Here is a 21,452-nt window from a genome sequence, read left to right as displayed (position 1 = left end):
GCACGGCACGGGAACAAAACCGGGGAGTTCGCTCTTACTGACCGAGCGTGACGCCGAGTTCGTCGAGGACTTCCTGAACGGGCGCGTAGTCGTCGACGGACCCCTGGTCGACCCCGGTAAACCAGAGCTGTTGGTCGTCGCTGAGGTCCTCGTTGATGAGGTCCTCCTCGGTCACGTTGAGCAGCGCCTCCTCGATGTCGTCGTACAGCCCCTGGTCCATGTCGGTGCGGCCGAGAATCGGCGCGCGCGGGATGGGGTCGGAACACGAAAGCAGTTGCAGTTCGGGCGACTCCGTCCCGAGGTCGCCGTCGTTTTCGGCGGACATTTCGAGGAACTGCTCCGGGAACTGGTCTTCCGGGACGTGCGGTGCCGTCGAGAACGCGCCCGTGCCGGCGGCGACGACGTCGTCGCGGTTGACGAGCGTCTCGCGGGCCGTGGAGTGGTCGGAGAACTGCGCCTCGAAGTCCGCGGGGTTGCCGTCGGGGGCGCCGCCCGTGTCGAGTCCGGCTTTGCTCAGCATGTACAGCGGGAACAGCGACCCGCTCGTCGAGAGGCGGTCGGCGAACGCGACCGTCTCGCCTTCGAGGTCGGTCAGCTCTTCGATGCCGCTGTCGGGCGTCGTCGTGATGAGAGAGAAGTACCGCGAGGCCCCGTAGGCGATGCGGATTCCGATGACCTCGGTGATGCCCTCGTTGCCGCCCTGAATGGCGATTGCGGGCGCGGCGTCGGCGATGTCCGCCTGTCCGCTGTCGAGCGCCTGCAGCACCGCCGCGTAGTCGGCCGCCACGGTGGATTCGACCGTGACACCGACTTCGGACTCGATGTAGTTGAAAAGCGGCTGATACTGCGCCTCCACGTCCACGTCCGACTCCGCGGGCGTCAGCGCGAACATGATGGACTCCGGCGATGACTCGGTCGACGTCGTCGTCGCCTCGGTCTCCGAGGGCTCCCCCGACTCCGCCGTTGTCGTCGTCGCTTCCGAGCCGTCGTCGCCACCCGTACATCCACTGAGCGCCGTCAACCCCGCGACGCCAGTGACTCCTGCCGTTCTGATGAATTCTCGTCTACTCGCCATTGAACTCGTTTTATGATTCCGACACTTGTTGTTAAGATTTGCTATTTTTTCTCTATATTTGTATTGAATAGAAACGGGTTTTCCCCGGTTGCGGGCTCTATCGCCCCAGCGAGCGCCCGTGAAGTCTTCGCGTCCGGACTTCGGACCTCCCCTCACGGGACGGGTCGGGAGCGCGCAGCAGAATTGTGCGGCCGGTCTCCGACGGCTCTCGCGGAGAACTCACCCCGAGGGAAAGTCACTTTGCTCCCCTCTGCGGACCATTCGATATGAGCACGACACAGCCGCCCGAGGAGACCCTCGCCGACGTGGTGATGGTCGACTACGGGCTCGGAAACCTCCGGAGCGCCATGCGCGGACTCGAACGCGCGGGGGCGAACGTCGTCATCTCCGACGACCCCGCCGACTTCGACGACGCCGACGGCATCGTCCTCCCGGGCGTCGGCGCGTTCTCCGAGGGGATGGAGAACGCCGGTCCGTTCCGCGAACCGCTCGCCGAGGCCGCCGCCGACGGGACGCCCGTCTTCGGTATCTGCCTCGGAATGCAGATGCTGCTCACCTCCTCGGAGGAGGCCGACCACGCCGGCGAGGGCGAGGTGGAGGGACTCGACTTCATCCCCGGCCGCAACGTCCGGTTCGACGAGGGACAGAAGGTCCCGCACATGGGCTGGAACGAACTCAACGTCCGGCGCGACCACCCGCTCGTCGAGGGCGTCGACGGCGAGTACGCCTACTTCGTCCACTCGTACTACGCCGACCCCGACGACGAGCACGCGGTCGTCGCGTCGACCGACTACGGCGTGGAGTTCCCCGCGGTCGTCGCCAACGAGGCGGGCACCGTCTTCGGCACGCAGTTCCACCCCGAGAAGTCCGGCGAGACCGGGCTGACCATCCTCCGCAACTTCGTCGAGTTCTGCGCGGAGCGATAGGCCGAATCTGCCTTCCCCGACGGTCTTTTGTCGCCGCTTCGTGAAGGGGCGTCCATGCAGGCAGTCACGCTCGGTCCGGCGGGCACGTACTCCCATCGCGCCGCCCGCGCGGTCGCCGACGACGTCGCCTTCCGAGAATCGGTCACCTCTATCGTCCAAGCGGTCGCCGACGGGTCGTTCGAGCGCGGCGTCGTCCCCATCGAAAACAGCATCGAAGGGAGCGTCACCGAGAGCCTCGACGCCGTGGCGAACTCGGAGGTGAGCGTCGTTCAAGAAATCGTCACGCCCATCCGCCACGCGCTGTTGGCCCAGAGCGCGAACTTCGACGTCGTCGCCAGCCACTCCCAGGCGCTCGCGCAGTGTCGGTCGTACCTCGACGAGAACTACCCCGACGCGAAACTCGAAGCCGTCGCCAGCACGGCCCGCGGCGTCGAGCGCGCCCGCGCCGACCCGACGGTCGCGGGCATCGGCCACCCGGATAACGCGGGTGACGACCTCGAAATCATCGCCGAGGACATCCAAGACCAGTCGTCGAACGCCACCCGGTTCCTCGTCATCGGCCCCGAGTCCGCGCGCTCGGACGCCGGCGGCAAGAGCTCGCTCGTCGTCTACCCGAACGCGAACTACCCCGGCCTCCTGTTGGAACTGCTCGAAGCGTTCGCCGAACGCGACATCAACCTCTCGCGCATCGAGTCGCGCCCGAGCGGCAACCGCCTCGGCGACTACCTGTTCCACATCGACGCCGACGCCGGCCTCTACGAAGAGCGGATGCAAGGGGCGCTCGAAGAAGTCGAGGGAATCGCCAGCAACGGTTGGGTCCGCGTCCTCGGGTCGTACGACACGCGACACGTCCTGTACTGACGCCGAGTCGGCCGCGACGCCCCCCAAACGCGCCCCGCCCGGTCGCTCTCAACGTGTGAGTCTGAGCACATCTTTCTTTGTCGTCGGCGACGTAGCTAAGCGCGTATGCAGCGAAATCCATTCGACGAGATAGAAGACCTGTTCGACCGGATGGGCCGGTCGTTCGAGGAGTCCGGTATCGGTCGGTTCCAAGACATCTCCCTCGACGTCGTCGACGACGACGAGGCCATCGAGGTCGTCGCCGACCTCCCCGGCTTCGAGAAGGACGACCTCGACGTGAGCGTCAGCGGGCGGCGGCTCACCATCGCGGCCGACCGTGAGGAGTCGAGCGAGGTCGACGACGAGCAGTACGTCCGCCGCGAGCGGAGTCAGCGCTCGGTCTCGCGGACGATTACGCTCCCCGCCGAGGTCGTCCGCGACGAGGTGACGGCGTCGTACAAAAACGGCGTCCTGACCGTGACGCTCCCGAAGGCCGAACCCGCGGGCGACGACTCGACCGAAATCGACATCGAGTGACGCGGCTCATCTTTTGAATACCGGCGCTCGGGCCCCCGAGCCGTGCGAACTGCTATCCACGTTCCGGCAACGATTATCTCCTCAGACGGCGTCCATATGCCTCGGTGAAAACACACATGATGCGACGTACCAACCCCTTCGACGACTTCGAGGAACTGTTCGAGCGAATGTCCCGCCAGTTCGACGACATGGGACGACAGTTCGACCGCTCGGGCATGATGGCGCAGGTCCGCCACGAGATGGCTATCGACGTCACCGACCACGACGGCGAAATCGTCGTCACCGTCGACCTCCCGGGCTACGAGAAGGAGGACATCTCCCTGTCGGTCGCCAACCGCACGCTGACGGTCGACGCGACGCGCGAACTCGACGAGGAACGCGCCGAGGGCGAGTATCTCCGCCGGGAGCGTCGCCACGAGTCCGCCCGCCGCACGATTCGTCTCCCCGAGTCGGTCGACGAGGACGGCGCGTCCGCCAGCTACCACAACGGCGTCCTGACGGTCACCCTCCCCAAGCGCGACGTCGAACCCGACGACTCCCGCCGCATCGACATCGACTGAGTCGCTTCGGCGCTCGCGGGCGTCTCTGACTCGCCGCCCGCGTTGGTCTCCCGGTGGTGGGCACGCTACCCCGCTCGGTTCTCAATCTCCGCTTTTCGTCCCGGCTTCCCCGTCTGTCCCGCGCGACCGAGTGGCAATATCTGCCGTAATCAGACAGCCACGCAAGTCGAGTATAGGAGTTATTTTAGGCCGGGGTACCACTACCACGGATATGGACTACGACCCGCAGGAACTCGAAGCGCGTTGGCGGGAGCGCTGGTCCGAGTCCGGCCGATACGAGGCCGACCCGGACGCGGACGCCGACGACGCGACGTTCGTGACGGTGCCCTATCCGTACCCCAGCGGCGGGATGCACATCGGGCACGCGCGGACGTACACCGTTCCCGACGTGTACGCCCGCTACCGACGACAGCAGGGCGACAACGTCCTGTTTCCCATCGCGTGGCACGTCACCGGAACGCCCATCATCGGCGCGGTCGAGCGCCTGAAAAACCGCGAGGAGAAACAGCTCTCGGTGCTGACGGACACCTACAACGTCCCCGAGGACACGCTCTCGGACCTCGAATCGCCCATGGGCTGGGCGCGGTACTTCATCGAGGAGCACTACAAGAAGGGGATGCAGTCGCTCGGCCTGTCGGTGGACTGGCGGCGCGAGTTCACCACGAACAACGAGCGCTACTCGAAGTTCATCGAGTGGCAGTACCGGACGCTCCGCGAGCGCGGCCGACTGGAGAAGGGCCTCCACCCCGTCAAGTTCTGTACGAACGAGGAACAGCCGGTCACGACCCACGACCTGCTGGAAGGCGAGAACGCGGAGTTCCAGGAGTACACGCTGGTCCGCTTCGGCTGGGAGCGAGACGGCGGCGACGTGGTCGTCCCGATGGCGACCCTGCGCCCCGAGACGGTCCGCGGCGTGACCAACGCCTATATCGACCCCGAGGCGACCTACGTCGTCGCCGACGTCGACGGCGAGACGTGGTTCGTCTCCGACTACGCGGCCGACAAACTGGAGTATCAGGCCCGCGACGTGGAGATTCTGGAGACCGTCGAGGGTGCCGAACTCGTCGGCCAGACGGTCGAAAACCCAGTCACCGGCGACGACGTGCTCGTCCTGCCCGCCGACTTCGTCGACGCCGACAACGCGACGGGCGTCGTCATGTCAGTCCCGGCCCACAGCCCCGACGACTACGTGGCGCTGCAGGAGGCCAAGGCCGACGCCGACTACCTCGAATCGTTCGGCATCGACCCCGCCGACGTGGCCGCCATCGAGCCGATTCCGATTCTCGACATCGACTCCGAGGACGACGCGTACGGCGAGATTCCCGCGAAGTCGGCCGTCGAGAACCGCGGCATCGAGTCCTCCGACGACCCCGCGCTCGAAAAGGCGACGAAGGACCTCTACAACAAGGAGTTCCACGCGGGTCGGCTCAAGGAGTTCTACGGCGACTACGCCGGCGGCCTCGTCGAGGAGGTCCGCGACGACTACAAGGCCGACGGCGTCGAGGCCGGCCAGTTCGACGTGATGCAGGAGTTCTCCGAGGAGGTCGTCTGCCGCTGCGGCGGCGACGTCGTCGTCGCCGAACAGGACACCTGGTTCCTCTCGTACGACGACGAGGACTGGAAGGGGCTCGCTCACGACGTGGCCGACGGGCTGGACGCCATCCCCGAGAACACCCGCGACGAGTACCACCACACCATCGACTGGCTCAACGGGTGGCCGTGTATCCGCAACTACGGCCTCGGCACCCGCCTGCCGTGGGACGACCAGTTCGTCATCGAGCCCCTCTCGGACTCGACCATCTACATGGCGTACTACACCATCGCCCACCGCCTGCAGGAGATTCCGACCGAGGAACTCACGCAGGAGTTCTTCGACGCGCTGTTCTACGGGGCCGACGCGGTCGACGACGCCCCGGAGAAGGCGCTCGAACTGCGCGAGGAGTGGGACTACTGGTACCCCGTCGACTACCGGTTCTCCGGCAACGACCTCATCACGAACCACCTGACGTTCTACCAGTTCCACCACGGCGAACTGTTCGACGAGCCGCAGTGGCCCCAGGGCATCGTCATCATGGGCATGGGCCTGCTGGAAGGCCAGAAGATGTCGTCCTCGAAGGGACACGTCGTCCTCCCCGGCGAGGCCATCGGCGAGTACGGCGCGGACACCGTCCGCTTCTTCCTGCTCAACTCCGCGGAACCGTGGCAGGACTACGACTGGCGCGACGACCTCGTCGGCTCGGTCCACGACCAACTGGAACGCTTCTGGAACCGCGCCCGGGAGATTATCGCCGACCCCGGTCCGGACGAACGGCCCGAACTGGAGACGGTCGACCGCTGGCTCCTGTCGAAACTGCAGGACACCGTCCGCGACGTGACGACCGCGATGGACGAGTCCGAGACGCGGTCGGCAAGTCAGGCGGCGTTCTACAACTTCGAGGAGTCGCTGCGGTGGTACCGCCGCCGGACCGACCTCGACCGCCCCGCGGCGAAGTGGACGCTCCGGACGGTCCTCGAAACCCGCCTGCGCCTGCTCGCCCCGTTCATCCCGTTCATGACGAACGAACTGCACGAGCAGTTGACCGGCACGCCCGCCGAGGACGCGCCGTGGCCCGAACCGGACGAGGCCTTCGAGGACGAGTCGGTCGAACTCGAAGAGCGGCAGGTCGAGCGCCTGACCGAGGACGTGCGCGACATCATCGACGTGACCGACTCCGACCCGGACACCATCCGCGTCTACGTCGCCGCCGACTGGAAGCGCGACGTGTTCGAGACGGTCGTCGACAACGGCGATAACGTCGGCGCAATCATGGGGCAGGTCATGCAGGACCCCGACCTCCGCGAGAGGGGCAACGACGTCAACGACCTCGTGCAGGACCTCGTCGACCAGACCCGCGGCCGCGACGAGTCGACGCTCCGCGCCCAACTCGAACTGGACGAGGCCGACACCTACGAGCGCGCCGCCGACTTCCTCGCCCGCGAGTTCGACGCCGAGGTCGAGGTGTTCGCCGAGGGCGACCCCGACATAGTCGACCCCGCCGACCGCGCCTCGAAGGCGATTCCGTTCCGCCCCGCGGTCCACCTCGAATAGTCGGGTTCGACGAACCCGCTCCGCGACCGAAACGCCGCGTGTCGGCCGAACGCGCGACGACCCCGGCGCGGACTGCCCCTCCGGCGCTCGATTTATCCTCTCGCCGAACTAACACTACCGCATGAGCGAAGACGACTCCCCGAGTCTCGCACAGAAGGCCTACCGCACCGTCACGCCGGGGTCCCGAACGCATCCGAACAGCGAGATGGACTCCATCGGCTGGACGATGTTCCTCCTCCTCGTCGTCCTGATGGTCCCGCTTCTGCCCTTTATCGCCATCGTCTACGTCCTCTCGAAGCTGTTCGACTATCTCGCCGCACAGCGCGGGCCGAGCCCGTAGCTCGCCGAATCGGACTGCAAAAGGAAAACGGTGAATGCCAGCGGCGTCGCGTCGGGCGGCCTTACTCGGCGAGACCGAGGAGGTCGAACGCGTAGCCGTTGTCGTTTTCGAACGCGTGCTCGTAGGCGACGTGCGCCGCCGCGACGTCCTGAATCGCCAGTCCCGTCGAGTCGAAGACGCTGACGCCGTCGGCGTCGGTGCGGCCGTCGAGGTTCCCGAGGACGATGTCGCCGATTGCGCCGTAGATGTCGTCGTCGGTGAGGACGCCTTGATTGTACGGGACGTTGATTTCGCCGGAGTGAGTGGTCTGGGCGTGGTCGTCGATGACGAGCTTGGCGTCCAACAGCACCTCGTCTGCGAGTTCGTGTTTGCCCTCGGCGTCGGCACCCATCGCGTTGATGTGGGTGTGGTCGCCGACCGCCTCGCGCGGGACGATGGGCGATTCGACGGGCGTCACGGTCGACAGCACGTCACAGCTCGCGGCCTCCTCGATGGAGCCGGCGCGGATGTCGAACTCGTCTTCGAAGGCGTCGATGAAGTCGGCGACGCGTTCTTCGTCGAGGTCCGAGATGACGACTTCCTCGATGTCGCGGACCTCGCTGATGGCGCGAAGCTGCGTGTACGACTGGACGCCCGCGCCGACGATACCCATCGAGGAGGCGTCCTCGACGGCGAGGTGGTCGGTGGCGACGGCCGCGGCCGCGCCGGTGCGGAGCATCGTGAGTTCCGTCCCGTCGAGCAGCGCCAGCGGGAAGGCGTTCTCCGGGTCGGAGTAGATCATCGTGCCCATGACGGTGGGCAGGTCGTACTTGTCGCCGTTGTCGGGGTGGACGTTGACCCACTTGATGCCCGCGGCGTCCCAGTCGCCCGCGTCGAGGTAGGCGGGCATCGACCGGAAGTCGCCGTTGTACTGCGGCAGGTCGATGTAGGACTTCGGCGGCATCTGGGCGTCGCCGGACTCGTAGGCGGCGAAGGCGTCCTCGATGGCCGAGATGAGCTCCGGCATCTGGACGTTCTCGTGAACGTCGTCCTTGTTCAACAGCAGCGTCTTGCGCATAGAGACACGTTGCCGTACCTGCTACTTAGTTCGTTCCATTTCTGAACACAACTGCAACTGTTTCTAAGAAAGTGGTAGATTTATCCAACTGTGCTGGTCTCGATGATTCGGTGCGGTCGGCTCCCGTCGGACTGGAGGTCGATGTCGCGGTCGACGTTAGTCGGTTGCCGCTCCGTCGCGTGCCGCCATTCAGACGGCGTAGCCGAGGCTCTCCGTCCGTGTGGGGTGCGTTCTCGCTAAAATAACGTAGTCTGTCGCGCGGTGCAGGCGTCGGGGGACGAGTGAGTGAAGGCGTTAGCCGATCTTCACATCGCGCCGCCCATACCGCCCATGCCACCCATGCCGCCGGGTGCGCCGCCCTCGTCGTCGTCGTCGCCGCCGGTGGAGAGGTCACCGGCCGCGATGATGTCGTCAATCTTGAGGACGAGGTTCGCGGCTTCGGAGGCGGAGGCGACGGCCTGCTCTTTCGCGTGGGCCGTCTCGACGACGCCGGCCTCGAAGGCGTCTTCGACCTCGCCGGTGAAGACGTTCAGACCGGCGCGGACTTCGCCGTCTTCGTGGGCCGCGCGGAGGTCGACGAGCGTGTCGATGGAGTCGAGACCGGCGTTCTCGGCGAGCACGCGCGGGACGAGTTCGAGCGCGTCGGCGAACGCCTCGACGGCGAGCTGCTCGCGTCCGGAGACGGAGTCGGCGTAGTTGCGGAGGCGCGAGGCGAGTTCGACCTCGATGGCGCCGCCGCCGGCGAGGACGCGGCCGTCGGCGACCGTGGACGCGACGACGTCGAGAGCGTCCTGAACGCCGCGTTCGAGCTCGTCGACGACGTGGTCGGTGGAGCCGCGGAGCAGGAGCGTGACGCCGTGGACGTCGTCGCCGATGCCCTCGACGTAGAACAGCTCGTCGGCCTCGTCGCGGCGGACGGAGGCGCGGCCGAGGTCGGCGGCCTCGATGGAGTCGAGGTCGGAGACGACCGTCGCACCGGTGATGTTCTTGAGGAAGCGGATGTCGGACTTCTTCGTCCGGCGGACCGCGAGGATGCCCTCCTTGGCGAGGTAGTGCTGGGCGAGGTCGTCGATGCCCTTCTGGCAGAAGACCACGTCAGCGCCGGAGTCGACGATCTGGTCGACCTTCTGCTTCAGCTGGGCCTCCTCTTGGTCGAGGAACTTCTGGAGCTGGTCGGGGTTCTCGATGGAGACGTTCGTGTCGATGTCGGTCTCCTCGACCTCGACGGGCTCGTTGAGCAGCAGCACGTCGGCCTCGTCGAACTCGACCGGCATGTCGTCGTGGACGGGGTCCTTGTCGATGACGGCACCGGAGAGGAGTTCGGACTCGGACGCGGAGCGACCGGTCTGGGTCTCGATGGCGACGTTTTCGAGGTCGACGACGTGGGAGCCGTCGTGGGCCTCGACGGTGACCTGCCGGACGGCGCGGACGATGAGGTCCGCGAGAAGCTCCTTGTTGAGCTCGGAGCTCTTGCCCGTCATGGAGGTCTCGGCGACCTTCTTCAGGAGTTCCTCGTCGTCGGGGTCGACGCGCTCCGCGATGTCGTCGATCTCCTCGCGCGCCTTCTCGGAGGCGAGGTTGAAGCCGCGGATGATGGCCGTCGGGTGGATGTCCTGTTCGAGGAGGTCCTCGGCGTTCTTGAGGAGTTCACCCGCGATGGCGACCGCCGTCGTCGTTCCGTCGCCGGCTTCGTCCTCCTGCGTCTCGGCGACCTCGACGATCATCTCGGCCGTCGGGTTGTCGATGTCCATCTCCTTGAGGATGGTGACGCCGTCGTTCGTGATGGTGACGTCGCCCATCGAGTCGACGAGCATCTTGTCCATCCCCTTCGGGCCGAGTGTGGAACGTACCGCCTCGGCGACTGCTCGTGCGGCGCGGATGTTGTACGCCTGCGCGTCGCGGTCCTTGACGCGCTGTGCATCCTCGCCCATGATGATCATCGGCTGACCCTGCTGCATTCGCTGGCTCATAGACAGGCCTTGATTGTTTGTGATTCTATAAAAAAGCTTCGCCGACGAATCGGAGGCCGGAATCCGAGCGTTCGGCGCGTACTCCCGATAACCGCGCGACTGAGGTCCCCTTCGAGGTGTTCGGGGGGAACGTATGGTACGCTATTTCACACCACAATTTGCGCCCGGCCGAACCGCTTTATACGCTACTCCTCGACCGGCTCTTTCCAGTGGACCGTCACCGTCCCGACGGCGAACGCGTCGTCGCCCCCGTCGTCGCGGACGACGCGGATGGTGTTCGTCCCTTCGACGAGGTGCGCCCCGGTCACGGTGTCGACCCAGTACTGCCAGCCGTCGCCCGGCGGGATGTCGAACCCCGAAAGCGGGTCGCCGTTGATTCGAATCTCGTGGCCGTACTCGCCCACGTCGAACGCCTGAATGCCGAGATACGGCTCTCTGGGGTCGTCGGTCGGGACGTCGAACTCGAACGTCGCCGTCTCGTCTCCGGCGTCGTCCGCCCAGTCGAGGTCCAGCGTCTCGCCTTCGGGATGGAGATGCGACCCGATGAACACGGTCGCGTAGTTCGCGCGGTGGTGCACGCTCACACGTTCTGCTGCGCCGGATAAAAATTCGCGTGGTCGGCGGCCGGGTCGGCCGCGTCGTCAGTCGTCCTCTGGGAGTTCGTCCGCGAGGAACTCGCCTTCGGCGTCGTCGTTCGCGGCGTCGAGCGGGGGCTCGTCGTCGTTCTCGTCTAACACCGATAACTCGCGTTCGTACAGCCGCTCGGTGAGTTGGGTCCGCTTGTTGAGGCCCTTCTTCTCGCGGCCGGTCTTGGTGTCAGGCATTGTCAATCGTGGTATCGTATCCCATGGGGATGAATGTTTTGTCCGGACAGTTGATACGGTCGGGTCTGTGGTTGTGCCTTCGATTGGGTGTGTGGTGGTAGTGCCTCGGGTCGCGTCGAACTGGGGGTGCCCTGCCAGTCACGACGTAAGTAGTCCTTGGCGGGTGGTGCGATAGACTCCGCCGACGGTTCCCGCCGTCCGGCGATTAAGCGAGAGGCTATGTGCCTCGGGCGCGAGAGGCGGGGTTCGAGTCGGTGTACTCGGTGCGGGTCTGGGTCACAGATATGGGTTTTCGGAGACGTGTCGGGAGCGGGATTTGAACCTCGGTCGCTCCGCTCACTCTGTTCGCTTCGCTCCCTGGTTCAAATCCCTCTCAGAAACGCTTCACGAAAACAGCCGTCCGCGACGCGCCGAGACGCGTCGCTCGGAGGTGTAGTTTTCAGAGAAGCGCCAGGAGAGGGATTTGAACCCCCGATCCCAGAGGGAACACGCTTTCCAGGCGTGCGCCTTACCGCTCGGCCATCCTGGCTTACAACGCAACGTTCCCGCCTGGATAATTTAAGCCCTTCCTTTCCGTTCGAGTCGCGGCTCGATGGCGTATGTCACGGACGCGACCGCGACGCCGGCGACGACCGCCACCGCGGCGACCGCCCCGAACGACGCGTCGATGCCGACTCCGAGGAGGACCGCGCCCTGCGCGAGGACGCCCACGAGGAGGAGGCTCGCTGCGCCCCACGCGAGCGCGGACCGGACGCGGCGGGCCACGTTACTCCTCGTCGACGACGGCGACGGCCTCGATTTCGACGCCGACGCCCTTCGGCAGGTTGCCGACCTCGACGGCCGAGCGGGCCGGCGGCTCCTCGTCGAAGTAGGTCGCGTACGTCTCGTTCATCTCGTCGAAGTCGTCGATGTCGGCGAGGAACACGGTCGTCTTCAGCACGTCGGTCGCGTCCGCGCCGGCCTCAGCGAGAATGGCCATCACGTTGTCGAGCGACTGCGTCGTCTGCGTCGCGATGTCCTCGTCGTCGAGGAGGTCGCCGTCCGGCGTCAGCGGAATCTGTCCCGCCGTGTAGAGCAGCGAGCCGTTGGTCGTCGCCTGACTGTACGCACCGACCGCGGCCGGCGCTTCGTCGGTCTCGATGACGCGCTTCATACGCGGTGGATTTCGCCACGACGCCATAAAATAGGGTGGAACGACCGGGTCCGCGGCGGAGCGTCCCCGCCGCGGTCAGCCGGGTTACACCGATTTCCCGGAGAGGCTGATACCGGTCGTGAGGACGCCCGAGGCGAACAACAGCCCCATCCCGAGCGCGGTGACCACGTCGCCGTCTCGGAGGGCGACCCCCGCGACGGCGACGCTGACGACGACCAGTCCGAGGCCGAGGAGGGTCAGCGGTTTGGTGAGCGATTCGACGGTGGGTTCGGTGTTGGGGAGCGTAGCCATGATTGGATGGGTTGGTGTGGGTGTCGGGTGCGGTCGGTCAGGAGTACGATTCGCCGGTCTCGACGGGGCCGCTGAACGTCGAGTAGAGGATGCCGAAGTAGGTGAACACGAGCGGCAACAGAAGCGCCGACGCGACGCTCATGATGTTCAGCGGGAGCACCGACACGATGGCGTCCGCGACGGTCAGTCCGGTCGCGGGGTCGGCCAAGGGGAACATGAGCGTCGCCACGAGCGCGACGAACGCGAACACGAGCACCGGTACGGTCCCGAACGCGAGCGTGTAGCGCCCCTCGCGGAGCGAGAGCAGATAGCCCGCGGCGGCGGCGAGGCTGACGACGACGAGCGCCAGCGGCACCGGTGCGAGGACGCCGAGGTCGGGGCGGACGGCGACGAGGTAGCCGAGCGTGACGACGACGAGCGCGAGGTAGGCCGCCATCGCCCGGGGGCCGTAGCCGGCCACGTCGCGCTGGAGGCTCCCGCGGGTCTTCATGGCGAGGAAGCCGACGCCGGCGACGACGGTGAGCGCGACGACGGCGAGACCGACGACGACGCCGGGCAGCGACAGGAGCGACTCGACGCCGAGGAGCCAGTGGGCGGCGAACACGCCGAGGAAGAAGGGCGCGCTCACGCTGCCGACGACGAACGCCCGACCCCACCACGTCTGCCACGCCTCGTCGTGGCGCTGTTCGTACATCTCGGGGGCGAGCCCGCGGAGGATGAGCGCCCCGAGGATGGCGAACATGAGCAGGTAGTGGCGGCTGAAGAGGTTCGCGTACACCGCCGGGAACGCGGCGAACAGCGCGCCGCCGAAGACGACGAGCCACACCTCGTTGCCGTCCCAGAAGGGGCCGATGGCGGCCAGAAGCGTCTCGCGTTCCTCGTCGTCGTCGCGGGTCGCGAAGATGGCTCCGACGCCGAAGTCGAAGCCGTCGAGGAACAGGAACATCCCGAGGATGAAGAAGACGAGCCCGAACCACAGCTCCTGCAGTGGGAGGCCGAAAAGCGGGTCGGTGGCGAACGCGCCGTAGTCAGTCATCGCCGGTCACCCCCGAGGGCGAGGCGGCCTCCGAACCCCCCGCCGTCTCGTCGACGCTCGGCGGTCCCTCGCGGATGATGCGGCGAATCACGTAGGTGTAGAGCGCGAGCAGGCCGGTGTACACGACGGCGAAGCCGACGAGCGTGAGCGTCGCCTCGAAGCCGGTGAGTCCCGGCGACACCCCCTTGCTCGTCCTGAGGACGCCTTGGATGACCCACGGCTGTCGGCCCACCTCGGTGACAATCCAGCCGACCTCGACGGCGAAGATGCCGAGGAGCGACGAGCCGACGAACGCCTTGTGTAACAGGTCGTCGTCGTACAGCTCGTCGGTCCACCAGCGGTAGGCCGCCCAGAAGGCCAACAGGATGAACCAGAACCCCGCGGCGACCATGAGCCGGAACGACCAGAAGACGACGGCGACCGGCGGGGCCTCCGTGTCGAACTCGCTCAGGCCGGTGATTTCGGCCTGCGGGTCGCCGCCGCTGGCCAGCCACGACGCCCCGCCGGGGATGCCGATGCCGAACAGTTCCTTCGCGCGCGGGTCGGTGATGCCGTCGAGGCTCGTCGGGACGGCGAAGATGTACTCGGGGACGTAGCTGTCGGTCTCCCAGACGGCCTCCATGGCGGCGAACTTCTGCGGTTGGGTCTCGTAGACGTGCCGGCCGTAGGCGTCGCCGTGAATCGCCTGAAACGGCGCGGTCACGAGCAGGACGACGAGCGCGATTTTGAGCGTCTTTCGCCAGAAGCGCGCGCCCTCGCGGTCGTCGTCGGCGGTGATGCCGCGCTGCCAGACGTGGTACGCCGCGACGCCGGCCATGAACAGCGCGACCGACAGCACCGCGGCGTTCTGCATGTGGACGAACATCCACGGGAACCGCGGGTTGGCGTACGCCGCGATTGGGTCGACGAGCGAGACGACGAGCTGGCCGCTCTCGCGGGCGAGTTCGTACCCCCGCGGCGTCTGCATCCACGAGTTGGCGACGAGAATCCACACCGCCGAGAGCCACGTGCCGAGACCGACCGCGACGGCCGACACCATGTAGAGCGCGTCGGAGACCTTCTCGCGGCCGAAGACGAACACCCCGAGGAACGTCGCTTCGAGCATGAACGCCATCATCCCCTCGGTGGCCAGCGGGCCGCCGAACAGCTCGCCGGCCGCCGTCGAGAACGCCGCGAAGTTCGTCCCGAACTCGAATTCGAGGACGATTCCCGTCACGGTGCCGACGACGAACGAGACGGCGAAAATCTTCGTCCAGAACCGCCTGAGCTGTTCGTACACCGGGTCGTCGGTGCGGATGTCTTTCCACGTGAAGTAGATGAGGAAGGGCGCGAGGCCCATGCTCATCACGGGGAAGATGATGTGGACGATGGTCGTGAGCGCGAACTGCAGCCGGCTGGCGATGACTGGGTCGAGCATGGTGTGGGTTGCGGGTCGCTGACGACGGGGCGAACCGAGGAGTGGGGCGGGAGCTTCCCTCTTAAACGCCTTGGTATTGGGGGAGGGTCAACCCCCGCATGCTTCCCACGAACTGAAAATCATCGTAGACGGGTCCTACCCCCCGAATTCGACATAATTGTATGGGTAAAAAGCGAGCGTTCGTCGGCGTTCGCCGGAGGATCAGGAACGCACTCTCATTCCCGCGACGCGCCCGTCTTGGACGAACTCCGGTCGCTGACGCACCGTCCCGCCGCCCCAGCCCCCCGACCGTCTCGACCGCCCCGACCGACAAGCATACGCCGGAACAGTTCGGATTTATCACATGAACCTCCTGTGGCAGGCGGTCCACGTCGGAATTGCGGTTCTCGGCGTCGCATACCTCGCGTTCCCCGCGCGAGTCCACGCGTTCGGGTTCGAGTTCCTCCGCCGCTCGCCCTCGGAGGAGTCCGGGGAGTCCGCCGCACCCGTCTGGCTCTACCGGGGTATCGGCGCGCTCCTCGTGTTTATCGGGGTCACAGGATTCGTCTGAGTGCCGGTCGCAAACCCGGTCCCCGGCCGCTCCCGGCGACGCGGTCAGTCGAGGACTTCCACGTCGTAGCCCGCGTCGCGGAGTTCGCCGAGGAGCGAATCGACGTGGTCGGGCCCGCGCATTTCGAGGTCGATTTCGACCTCGGTCGCGTTTAGCGCGATTTTCCGGGAGGTGCGGTCGTGCCTGACGGCGTAGATGTTCGCCTTTTCGGCGGCGATAATCCCGATGAGCTGTTCGAGCGAGCCGGGGCGGTCTTTCAGTTCGGTCCGAATCTTGAGGTACCGACCCGTCTCGACGAGGCCGCGCATCACCACGGTCGTCAGCGTGTTCATGTCGATGTTGCCGCCGCACAGCGCGGGGACGACGACCTCGTCCTCCTCGTAGTCGAACTTCTGGAAGAGGAGCGCCGCGAGCGCGACGGCCCCCGCGCCCTCGACGAGCGTCTTCGCGCGTTCGAGCAGGTAGGTGAGCGCCACCGCAATCTCCTCGTCGGAGACGGTGACGACCTCGTCGACGCGCTCGCGGATGACCTCGAAGGGCTTGTCGCCGATTCTGCGGACGGCGATGCCGTCGGCGATGGTGTCCACCTCGTCGATGGTCTGAATCGACCCCTTGTTCAGCGAGTCCGCGGCGCTGGAGGCCTGTTCGGCCTGCACGCCGATGACGCGGGCGTCGGGGAACTGTTCTTTGATGGCCGTCGAGATGCCGGAGATGAGGCCGCCGCCGCCGATGGGGACGACCACGGTGTCGAGGTCGGGGCAGTCCTCGGCGATTTCGAGGCCGATGGTTCCCTGTCCGGCCATGACGTACTCGTCGTCGAAGGCGTGGACGTACGTCCGGCCCTCCGACTCCTCGATTTCGTGGGCCTTCGCCTGCGCCTCGTCGTAGTCGTTGCCGTAGAGCACCACGTCGCCGCCGTAGCGCTCGGTCGCTTTCACCTTCGAAATCGGCGCGTACTCCGGCATGACGATTTTCGAGTTCACGCCCGCCCGCGACGCCGCGAGCGCGACGCCCTGCGCGTGGTTGCCGGCGCTCGCGGTCACGACGCCGGCGTCTTTCTCCTCGTCGGAGAGCGTCGTGATGCGGTTCGTCGCGCCGCGAATCTTGAACGACCCCGTGCGCTGGGTGTTTTCGAGCTTCAGGTACACCTCGGCACCCGTCATCTCCGAGAAGGTGTGGGAGTACTCCAGCGGCGTCTGCCGGGCGACCGCTTCGACGCGCTCGCGGGCGGCTCGTACGTCGTCAAGCGTGAGCATGGTCGGAAATCGCCCGTGTCTGTGTTTAATCGTTCGGGAACCGGTCCGCATCAGGGGCGTGATGTCAACCCTCACGGTCGTCGGTTGAGAATCCGGCCTCGGCCCCGACAACGCGCGCCGTCGCCGTCGCTCGCCGGTCGGTGAAGGGGAAAGGGGGAATGCACGCGTGTGACGTGCAACTGTCTTTCTGGTCCCCGTACATATAAACGTCCCCCACCCGGAGTGAAAGTGAAATCGAACGACGGCGGCGACCAAGCGCTCGCGTCTGACGCTCGGCATTCGCGCGTCGCATCGAAAGCGACCGACGGGACCGCCGCTTCCGGTAGCGTCAACTGCGCGAGGTCCGTGGCCTCGGCATGAACATCGGTCGCCTCCGGCGGGTCTGGAAGCGCATCTTCTCGCTCGCGTGGCCGGTGATGGCCGAGCAGACCGCCCAGACGGCGATGCGGACCGTCGACGTGGCCGTCACCGCGGCGCTCTCCCCGGCCGCCGTCGTCGCTATCGGCCTCGCCGACCTCTACGCCCGGTTCCCGCTCCGCATCGGCCTCGGCCTCGGCGGCGGCGCAATCGCGCTCTCCAGTCAGGACACGGGGAGCGGCGCGGACGCCAACCGGAGCGAGGCCATCTCGACGGCGCTCCTCCTCGCGTTCCTCGCGGGAATCCCGTTCCTGATTTTCGGCTTCACGCTCGGCGAGGCGGCCATCGGCGCGTTCCCTGCGAGCGACCGTGCCGTCGCCCTCGGAACGACGTATCTCGCGGTCATCTTCGCCACGTCGCCCGCGCGGTTGGTCTCGCTCGTCGGCTCGCGGTCGCTGCAGGGCGTCGGCGACACCCGGACGCCGATGCTGGTCAACGTCTTCGCCAACGTCGTCAACATCGGGCTGTCGGTCGGCCTCGGCTTCGGCCTCGTCGGCCTGCCGGCGCTCGGCGTGCTGGGCGTCGGACTCGCCACCTCGACCGCGAACGTCCTCTCGGCGGGGCTGCTCCTCGTCGCGCTCGCCCGCCCCGCGTCGCCGACCTCGCTGGTCCGCCCCCGCGACCGGACGGTCGCCGGCCAACTCGTGCGCATCGCCACCCCTCGGGTCGGTGAGGGCATCGCCGCCGAACTCGCGGAGTTCCCGTTCAACGCGCTCCTCCTCGGCTTCGGCGACGCCGTCAACGCCGGGTTCCAAATCGGCCGCCGGGTGTACCAGCAGGTCGCCAGCCCGCTGGCGCGCGGCTACAACGTCGCCGCCAGCGTCCTCGTCGGACAGGCGCTCGGGTCGGGCGACAGCGAGGCCGCGCGGTATCAGGGCGAGGCGGTGGCGCTCCTGTCTGTCGTCTCGGTCGGCGGTATCGGTCTCCTGCTCGCGGCGTTCACCGAACCCGTCGTCGGCCTCCTCGGCTCCGGCGGCGGCGCGGACATCGAGTGGGCCGTGAAGTTCGCCGTCGCCTACGGCCTCGCCGCGCCGGGACTGGCGCTCTTCGTCGGCCTCTCCGGGTCGCTCCAGGGCGCGGGCGCGACGCGAATCCCCTTCGTCGCCCGGCTGACCGGGGTGTTCGGCTTCTTCGTCGGCCTGTCGTACCTGCTGGTCGACGTGTTCGACTACGGCCCGCTCGGCGCGCGAATCGGCATCGTCCTGTCGTTCACGTGGATGGGGCTGTTCGCGCTCGTCGCGTTCTACTACGCCGACTGGGCGGGCCACGCCGACTCGCTCATGGTCGAACGCGGGAGCGTCGGCGTCGACGACGTGGGCGAAGACGACTGAGCGAGGCGCGCTCGGACGACGGACGGCGGAGACGGAAGCGGGAGCGCCCCCGGCGGGCGACGCGTCGCTCCGGGTGACGGGGAACGGGAAAAAGTCGCGTGCGACGCGTCGCCTATCGCTCGTCGACCGACGGGAAGTCGAGGTCCTTCTCGCCGGTGTAGCGGGCGCGGGGGCGGATGAGACGGTTGTCCTCGTACTGTTCGAGGACGTGCGCTATCCAGCCGCCGACGCGCGAGACGGCGAAGATGGGGGTGTAGAGGTCGATGGGGATGCCCATCTGGTAGTACGTCGACGCGGAGTAGAAGTCCACGTTCGGCGCGAGACCCTTCTCCTCGCCGATGTACTCCTCGATGGCGACCGACATCTCGTACCACTTCATGTCGCCGGCGGCCTCGCCGAGCGCCTCGGACTTCGCGCCGAGAATCTTCGCGCGCGGGTCCTTGACGTTGTAGACGCGGTGGCCGAACCCGGCGACGCGCTCGCCGCGGTCGAGGGCGTCTTCGACCCACTCGGTCGGGTCCATGTCGCTGTCGTCGACGTCCTTCAGCATCCGCATGACGTTCGCGTTCGCGCCGCCGTGGAGCGACCCCGAGAGCGTGCCGACGGCCGAGGTGACCGCGCTGTAGAGGTCAGAGAGCGTCGAGGACGTGACCATCGCGGAGAACGTCGAGGCGTTCAGGCCGTGGTCGGCGTGGAGCACGAGCGCCATGTCGAACGTCTCTGCGAGCACCTCGTTCGGCTCCTCGCCGTTGAGCATGTAGAGGAAGTTCGCGGCGTGATTCAGGCTCTCGTCGGGTTCGACGTAGTCGTCGCCGCGACGGAAGCGGTCGTAGGCCGCCAGCACCGACGGCATCTTCGCGGTGATGCGCTTTGCCTTTTCGAGGTTGACCTCGCGGTCGGTCACGTCCTCGAAGTCGGCGTTTTCGTCGTACGCCGACATCGCGGAGACGAGCGTTCGGAGCGCCGCCATCGGCGACTCGTCCTGCTCTGCGAGCTCGCGCGCCACGTCGAGGACGCCGTCGTCGAGGCCGCGGTGGGCCGCGAGTTCGTCGGAGAACGCGTCGAGTTCCTCCCGCGTCGGCAGCTCTCCGTGCCACAGGAGATAGAGCACTTCCTCGTAGCTTGCGTCCCGTGCGAGGTCTTCGATATCGTACCCGCAGTAAACGAGTTGTCCCGCGTCGCCGTCGATGAAACTGAGCTTCGATTCGGTGACCAGCACACCTTCCAGCCCCCGCTTCAGTTCGCCTGACATACCCAAAACGTTGCCTACCATATCAAAAAAGCGTTACCGTTTTCACTCATATGTTATCGACCGCCATACACATACGACGGCAGTCCCGTCTGTCGGTTTCGCGGACAGTCGGTGTCTAAAATAGTGTTCGACAATTGTCGTCATTTCCGGCCCCCTTATACGGGGCTCCCGAGCGGGTCGCACGCGCCGCTCGGACGACCCGCGCAGTCATATACGTCGGCGGCGTAGTTCTCTCGAACCACGGTGGCACCACTATTCCTGGCAAGCCTTTTGCCGTCCCGTCGTGAAGCCGGGCGCATGAATCCGGAGGACATCGAGTACGAGCCTGTCAGCGTCAAGGCCGTCCTCGCCGAGATGAAAGACACCGCGGAGTTACTCATCGACCTCTCGTACTCCGCCGTCCTCCACGCGAACGACGACCTCGCGGCCGAGGTCCTCGACCTCGAAGAGCGGATGGACATCCTCCAGCTACAGGCGCGTATGAGCCTGATGATGGCCGCCCGCAGCCCCGAAGACGCAGAGGAACTCGCGCCCGTCCTCGGCGTCGTCGGCGCGGCCGAGAAGATTTCCGACGCCGCGGGCGACATCGCCAAGGTCGTCATCGAGGACATCGGCCTCCCGGACGCCATCCGCGCGGCGCTCCCCGAGGCCGTCGAGACGACGATTCGGTGCGAACTCACCGACGAGTCGCCGTACGCGGGCCGGGACCTCGGCGACATCAACATGGAGACCGAGACGGGCGTCCGCGTCGTCGCCATCCATCGCGCCGGCGAGTGGGTGACGAACCCCGACCACGAGACGACGCTCCGCGCCGGCGACGTGCTCCTCCTCCGCGGCCGCGACGACGGCCTCCAGACCGTCCACGAGGCCGCCACCGGCCTCCGGTACGACCCGCCGGACGTGCCCGAGCCGACCATCGAGGACCTCGAACGCGCCGTCGACTCCATCGTCCTGATGAAGGACATGAGCGAACTCGCCGTCGACCTCGCCTACGGCGCGGTGCTGTTCGACAGCGAGGGCGTCGCCGAGGAGGTCGAGGAGCTCGAAGCCGAGGTGGACGCGCTCAAGTCCCGGTTCGAGGCGTGGACGCTCCGCGCGGCGAGCCGGGTCGAAGACCCCGTGTCGCTCCGCGGCCTCGTCCAACTGGCGGGCGCGACCGAGATGATTTCGGACGCCGCGCTCGAAATCGCGGAGGGCGTCCTCCGCGGCATCGACGCCCACCCGGTCGTCGCCGCCGCGGTCAAGGAGTCCGACGAGGTCATCATCCGCCTTCGGGTCGCCCCCCGAAGCGACCTCGCGGAGGCGACCCTCGGCGACCGGCGCGTCAAGACCGAAACGGGGATGCGCGTCATCGCGGTCCGCCGGGCCGGCGGCCGCGAGTGGGTCGTCTCGCCGGGGTCGGAAACGCGGCTCCACGGCGGCGACCTCATCATCGCCAAGGGGACCAGAGCCGGCGCGGAGCGACTGGGCGAACTCGTCGGCGACGAGCGCGAGTTCGACGAGTAGGCCGAGACCGAGCCAACGGAACCGAC

Annotated in this window: 21 protein-coding genes and 1 tRNA gene; 9 read left to right on the top strand and 13 right to left on the bottom strand. The window is 66.8% G+C overall.

The features are described 5' to 3' along the window. Positions 1–34 precede the first annotated feature (34 nt). A complete protein-coding gene (locus BN996_RS12650; protein ID WP_244878220.1) occupies positions 35–892 on the bottom strand; it encodes a PhnD/SsuA/transferrin family substrate-binding protein in 858 nt (285 codons plus the stop codon). Positions 893–1,341: 449 nt separating this feature from the next. On the opposite strand from BN996_RS12650, the gene hisH reads away from it, so the two are divergent. The 6 genes from hisH to BN996_RS12620 all read left to right on the top strand — a co-directional run bounded on the left by hisH (position 1,342) and on the right by BN996_RS12620 (position 7,366). After that, positions 1,342–2,001 (top strand): imidazole glycerol phosphate synthase subunit HisH, encoded by a 660-nt coding sequence (gene hisH / locus BN996_RS12645; protein ID WP_089779496.1) that lies wholly within the window; start codon positions 1,342–1,344, stop codon positions 1,999–2,001. Positions 2,002–2,055: 54 nt separating this feature from the next. Continuing rightward, positions 2,056–2,862: a prephenate dehydratase gene (pheA, locus tag BN996_RS12640; protein ID WP_089779494.1), complete on the top strand. Its 807-nt coding sequence runs from the start codon at positions 2,056–2,058 to the stop codon at positions 2,860–2,862. Positions 2,863–2,967: 105 nt separating this feature from the next. After that, a complete protein-coding gene (gene hsp14 / locus BN996_RS12635) occupies positions 2,968–3,378 on the top strand; it encodes an archaeal heat shock protein Hsp14 (RefSeq protein ID WP_008605294.1) in 411 nt (136 codons plus the stop codon). Between the two features lie 116 nt (positions 3,379–3,494). Next, the gene (gene hsp14 / locus BN996_RS12630; protein WP_089779492.1) at positions 3,495–3,938 is read left to right on the top strand and encodes an archaeal heat shock protein Hsp14; all 444 of its coding nucleotides are present in this window, start codon (positions 3,495–3,497) and stop codon (positions 3,936–3,938) included. Between the two features lie 211 nt (positions 3,939–4,149). Then, a complete protein-coding gene (gene leuS, locus BN996_RS12625) occupies positions 4,150–7,026 on the top strand; it encodes a leucine--tRNA ligase (protein ID WP_089779490.1) in 2,877 nt (958 codons plus the stop codon). Between the two features lie 121 nt (positions 7,027–7,147). After that, complete coding sequence (locus tag BN996_RS12620) at positions 7,148–7,366, top strand: DUF7535 family protein (protein WP_089779487.1); 219 nt, start codon at positions 7,148–7,150, stop codon at positions 7,364–7,366. 61 nt (positions 7,367–7,427) lie between these two features. Here the strand turns inward: BN996_RS12620 and BN996_RS12615 are convergent, their stop codons facing one another. The 10 genes from BN996_RS12615 to BN996_RS12570 form a co-directional block, all read right to left on the bottom strand. Next, positions 7,428–8,423: an ornithine cyclodeaminase family protein gene (locus BN996_RS12615; protein WP_089779484.1), complete on the bottom strand. Its 996-nt coding sequence runs from the start codon at positions 8,421–8,423 to the stop codon at positions 7,428–7,430. 305 nt (positions 8,424–8,728) lie between these two features. Then, positions 8,729–10,363 (bottom strand): thermosome subunit beta, encoded by a 1,635-nt coding sequence (gene thsB, locus BN996_RS12610; RefSeq protein WP_089779952.1) that lies wholly within the window; start codon positions 10,361–10,363, stop codon positions 8,729–8,731. A gap of 215 nt (positions 10,364–10,578) precedes the next feature. Continuing rightward, complete coding sequence (locus BN996_RS12605) at positions 10,579–10,971, bottom strand: DUF7383 domain-containing protein (protein ID WP_089779482.1); 393 nt, start codon at positions 10,969–10,971, stop codon at positions 10,579–10,581. Positions 10,972–11,034: 63 nt separating this feature from the next. Further along, the gene (locus BN996_RS12600; protein WP_089779480.1) at positions 11,035–11,217 is read right to left on the bottom strand and encodes a hypothetical protein; all 183 of its coding nucleotides are present in this window, start codon (positions 11,215–11,217) and stop codon (positions 11,035–11,037) included. 448 nt (positions 11,218–11,665) lie between these two features. Further along, positions 11,666–11,746 (bottom strand) — tRNA-Ser (locus BN996_RS12595). A gap of 29 nt (positions 11,747–11,775) precedes the next feature. Continuing rightward, positions 11,776–11,982 carry a DUF7981 family protein gene (locus BN996_RS12590; protein ID WP_089779478.1) on the bottom strand — a complete coding sequence of 69 codons (207 nt, stop codon included), beginning with the start codon at positions 11,980–11,982 and terminating at the stop codon, positions 11,776–11,778. Position 11,983: 1 nt separating this feature from the next. Beyond that, positions 11,984–12,370 carry a Rid family detoxifying hydrolase gene (locus tag BN996_RS12585; RefSeq protein ID WP_004970500.1) on the bottom strand — a complete coding sequence of 129 codons (387 nt, stop codon included), beginning with the start codon at positions 12,368–12,370 and terminating at the stop codon, positions 11,984–11,986. An 84-nt stretch (positions 12,371–12,454) separates the two neighbouring features. Then, positions 12,455–12,661 carry a hypothetical protein gene (locus BN996_RS12580; protein WP_007274912.1) on the bottom strand — a complete coding sequence of 69 codons (207 nt, stop codon included), beginning with the start codon at positions 12,659–12,661 and terminating at the stop codon, positions 12,455–12,457. 37 nt (positions 12,662–12,698) lie between these two features. Beyond that, complete coding sequence (locus tag BN996_RS12575; RefSeq protein ID WP_089779476.1) at positions 12,699–13,697, bottom strand: cytochrome d ubiquinol oxidase subunit II; 999 nt, start codon at positions 13,695–13,697, stop codon at positions 12,699–12,701. Then, positions 13,690–15,114 carry a cytochrome ubiquinol oxidase subunit I gene (locus BN996_RS12570; RefSeq protein ID WP_089779474.1) on the bottom strand — a complete coding sequence of 475 codons (1,425 nt, stop codon included), beginning with the start codon at positions 15,112–15,114 and terminating at the stop codon, positions 13,690–13,692. The genes BN996_RS12575 and BN996_RS12570 overlap by 8 nt, the downstream gene beginning before the upstream one ends. Before the next feature lie 343 nt (positions 15,115–15,457). Here BN996_RS12570 and BN996_RS12565 point away from each other — a divergent pair, with 343 nt between their 5' ends. Further along, the gene (locus tag BN996_RS12565; protein WP_089779472.1) at positions 15,458–15,664 is read left to right on the top strand and encodes a hypothetical protein; all 207 of its coding nucleotides are present in this window, start codon (positions 15,458–15,460) and stop codon (positions 15,662–15,664) included. A 44-nt stretch (positions 15,665–15,708) separates the two neighbouring features. Here BN996_RS12565 and ilvA read toward each other — a convergent pair whose 3' ends face one another. Further along, complete coding sequence (gene ilvA, locus BN996_RS12560; protein WP_089779470.1) at positions 15,709–16,920, bottom strand: threonine ammonia-lyase; 1,212 nt, start codon at positions 16,918–16,920, stop codon at positions 15,709–15,711. Positions 16,921–17,276: 356 nt separating this feature from the next. Between ilvA and BN996_RS12555 the strand changes: the two genes are divergently transcribed. Next, positions 17,277–18,668: an MATE family efflux transporter gene (locus tag BN996_RS12555; protein WP_089779468.1), complete on the top strand. Its 1,392-nt coding sequence runs from the start codon at positions 17,277–17,279 to the stop codon at positions 18,666–18,668. Between the two features lie 112 nt (positions 18,669–18,780). On the opposite strand, the gene citZ is transcribed toward BN996_RS12555, so the two are convergent. Further along, positions 18,781–19,920 (bottom strand): citrate synthase, encoded by a 1,140-nt coding sequence (gene citZ, locus BN996_RS12550; RefSeq protein ID WP_089779466.1) that lies wholly within the window; start codon positions 19,918–19,920, stop codon positions 18,781–18,783. Between the two features lie 297 nt (positions 19,921–20,217). Here citZ and BN996_RS12545 point away from each other — a divergent pair, with 297 nt between their 5' ends. Then, positions 20,218–21,426 carry a potassium channel family protein gene (locus BN996_RS12545; RefSeq protein WP_089779463.1) on the top strand — a complete coding sequence of 403 codons (1,209 nt, stop codon included), beginning with the start codon at positions 20,218–20,220 and terminating at the stop codon, positions 21,424–21,426. Positions 21,427–21,452 lie beyond the last annotated feature (26 nt).

The sequence above is a fragment of the Haloferax massiliensis genome (assembly GCF_001368915.1).
Classification (GTDB): Archaea; Halobacteriota; Halobacteria; order Halobacteriales; family Haloferacaceae; genus Haloferax; species Haloferax massiliensis.
The sequence above is the reverse complement of the archived record's forward strand: the minus strand, read 5'-3'. Positions and strand labels throughout refer to the sequence as shown.

Excerpts from the sequence above, each read along its gene's own strand:
- BN996_RS12650 (WP_244878220.1), bottom strand. The coding sequence starts at position 892 with ATGTTCGCGCTGACGCCCGCGGAGTCGGACGTGGACGTGGAGGCGCAG.
- leuS (WP_089779490.1), top strand. The coding sequence starts at position 4,150 with ATGGACTACGACCCGCAGGAACTCGAAGCGCGTTGGCGGGAGCGCTGG.
- ilvA (WP_089779470.1), bottom strand. The coding sequence starts at position 16,920 with ATGCTCACGCTTGACGACGTACGAGCCGCCCGCGAGCGCGTCGAAGCG.
- hsp14 (WP_008605294.1), top strand. The coding sequence starts at position 2,968 with ATGCAGCGAAATCCATTCGACGAGATAGAAGACCTGTTCGACCGGATG.
- BN996_RS12570 (WP_089779474.1), bottom strand. The coding sequence starts at position 15,114 with ATGCTCGACCCAGTCATCGCCAGCCGGCTGCAGTTCGCGCTCACGACC.
- citZ (WP_089779466.1), bottom strand. The coding sequence starts at position 19,920 with ATGTCAGGCGAACTGAAGCGGGGGCTGGAAGGTGTGCTGGTCACCGAA.
- BN996_RS12585 (WP_004970500.1), bottom strand. The coding sequence starts at position 12,370 with ATGAAGCGCGTCATCGAGACCGACGAAGCGCCGGCCGCGGTCGGTGCG.
- hisH (WP_089779496.1), top strand. The coding sequence starts at position 1,342 with ATGAGCACGACACAGCCGCCCGAGGAGACCCTCGCCGACGTGGTGATG.
- pheA (WP_089779494.1), top strand. The coding sequence starts at position 2,056 with ATGCAGGCAGTCACGCTCGGTCCGGCGGGCACGTACTCCCATCGCGCC.
- BN996_RS12555 (WP_089779468.1), top strand. The coding sequence starts at position 17,277 with ATGAACATCGGTCGCCTCCGGCGGGTCTGGAAGCGCATCTTCTCGCTC.
- BN996_RS12575 (WP_089779476.1), bottom strand. The coding sequence starts at position 13,697 with ATGACTGACTACGGCGCGTTCGCCACCGACCCGCTTTTCGGCCTCCCA.
- BN996_RS12580 (WP_007274912.1), bottom strand. The coding sequence starts at position 12,661 with ATGGCTACGCTCCCCAACACCGAACCCACCGTCGAATCGCTCACCAAA.
- BN996_RS12600 (WP_089779480.1), bottom strand. The coding sequence starts at position 11,217 with ATGCCTGACACCAAGACCGGCCGCGAGAAGAAGGGCCTCAACAAGCGG.
- thsB (WP_089779952.1), bottom strand. The coding sequence starts at position 10,363 with ATGATCATCATGGGCGAGGATGCACAGCGCGTCAAGGACCGCGACGCG.
- BN996_RS12565 (WP_089779472.1), top strand. The coding sequence starts at position 15,458 with ATGAACCTCCTGTGGCAGGCGGTCCACGTCGGAATTGCGGTTCTCGGC.
- BN996_RS12620 (WP_089779487.1), top strand. The coding sequence starts at position 7,148 with ATGAGCGAAGACGACTCCCCGAGTCTCGCACAGAAGGCCTACCGCACC.
- BN996_RS12615 (WP_089779484.1), bottom strand. The coding sequence starts at position 8,423 with ATGCGCAAGACGCTGCTGTTGAACAAGGACGACGTTCACGAGAACGTC.
- hsp14 (WP_089779492.1), top strand. The coding sequence starts at position 3,495 with ATGATGCGACGTACCAACCCCTTCGACGACTTCGAGGAACTGTTCGAG.
- BN996_RS12545 (WP_089779463.1), top strand. The coding sequence starts at position 20,218 with ATGAATCCGGAGGACATCGAGTACGAGCCTGTCAGCGTCAAGGCCGTC.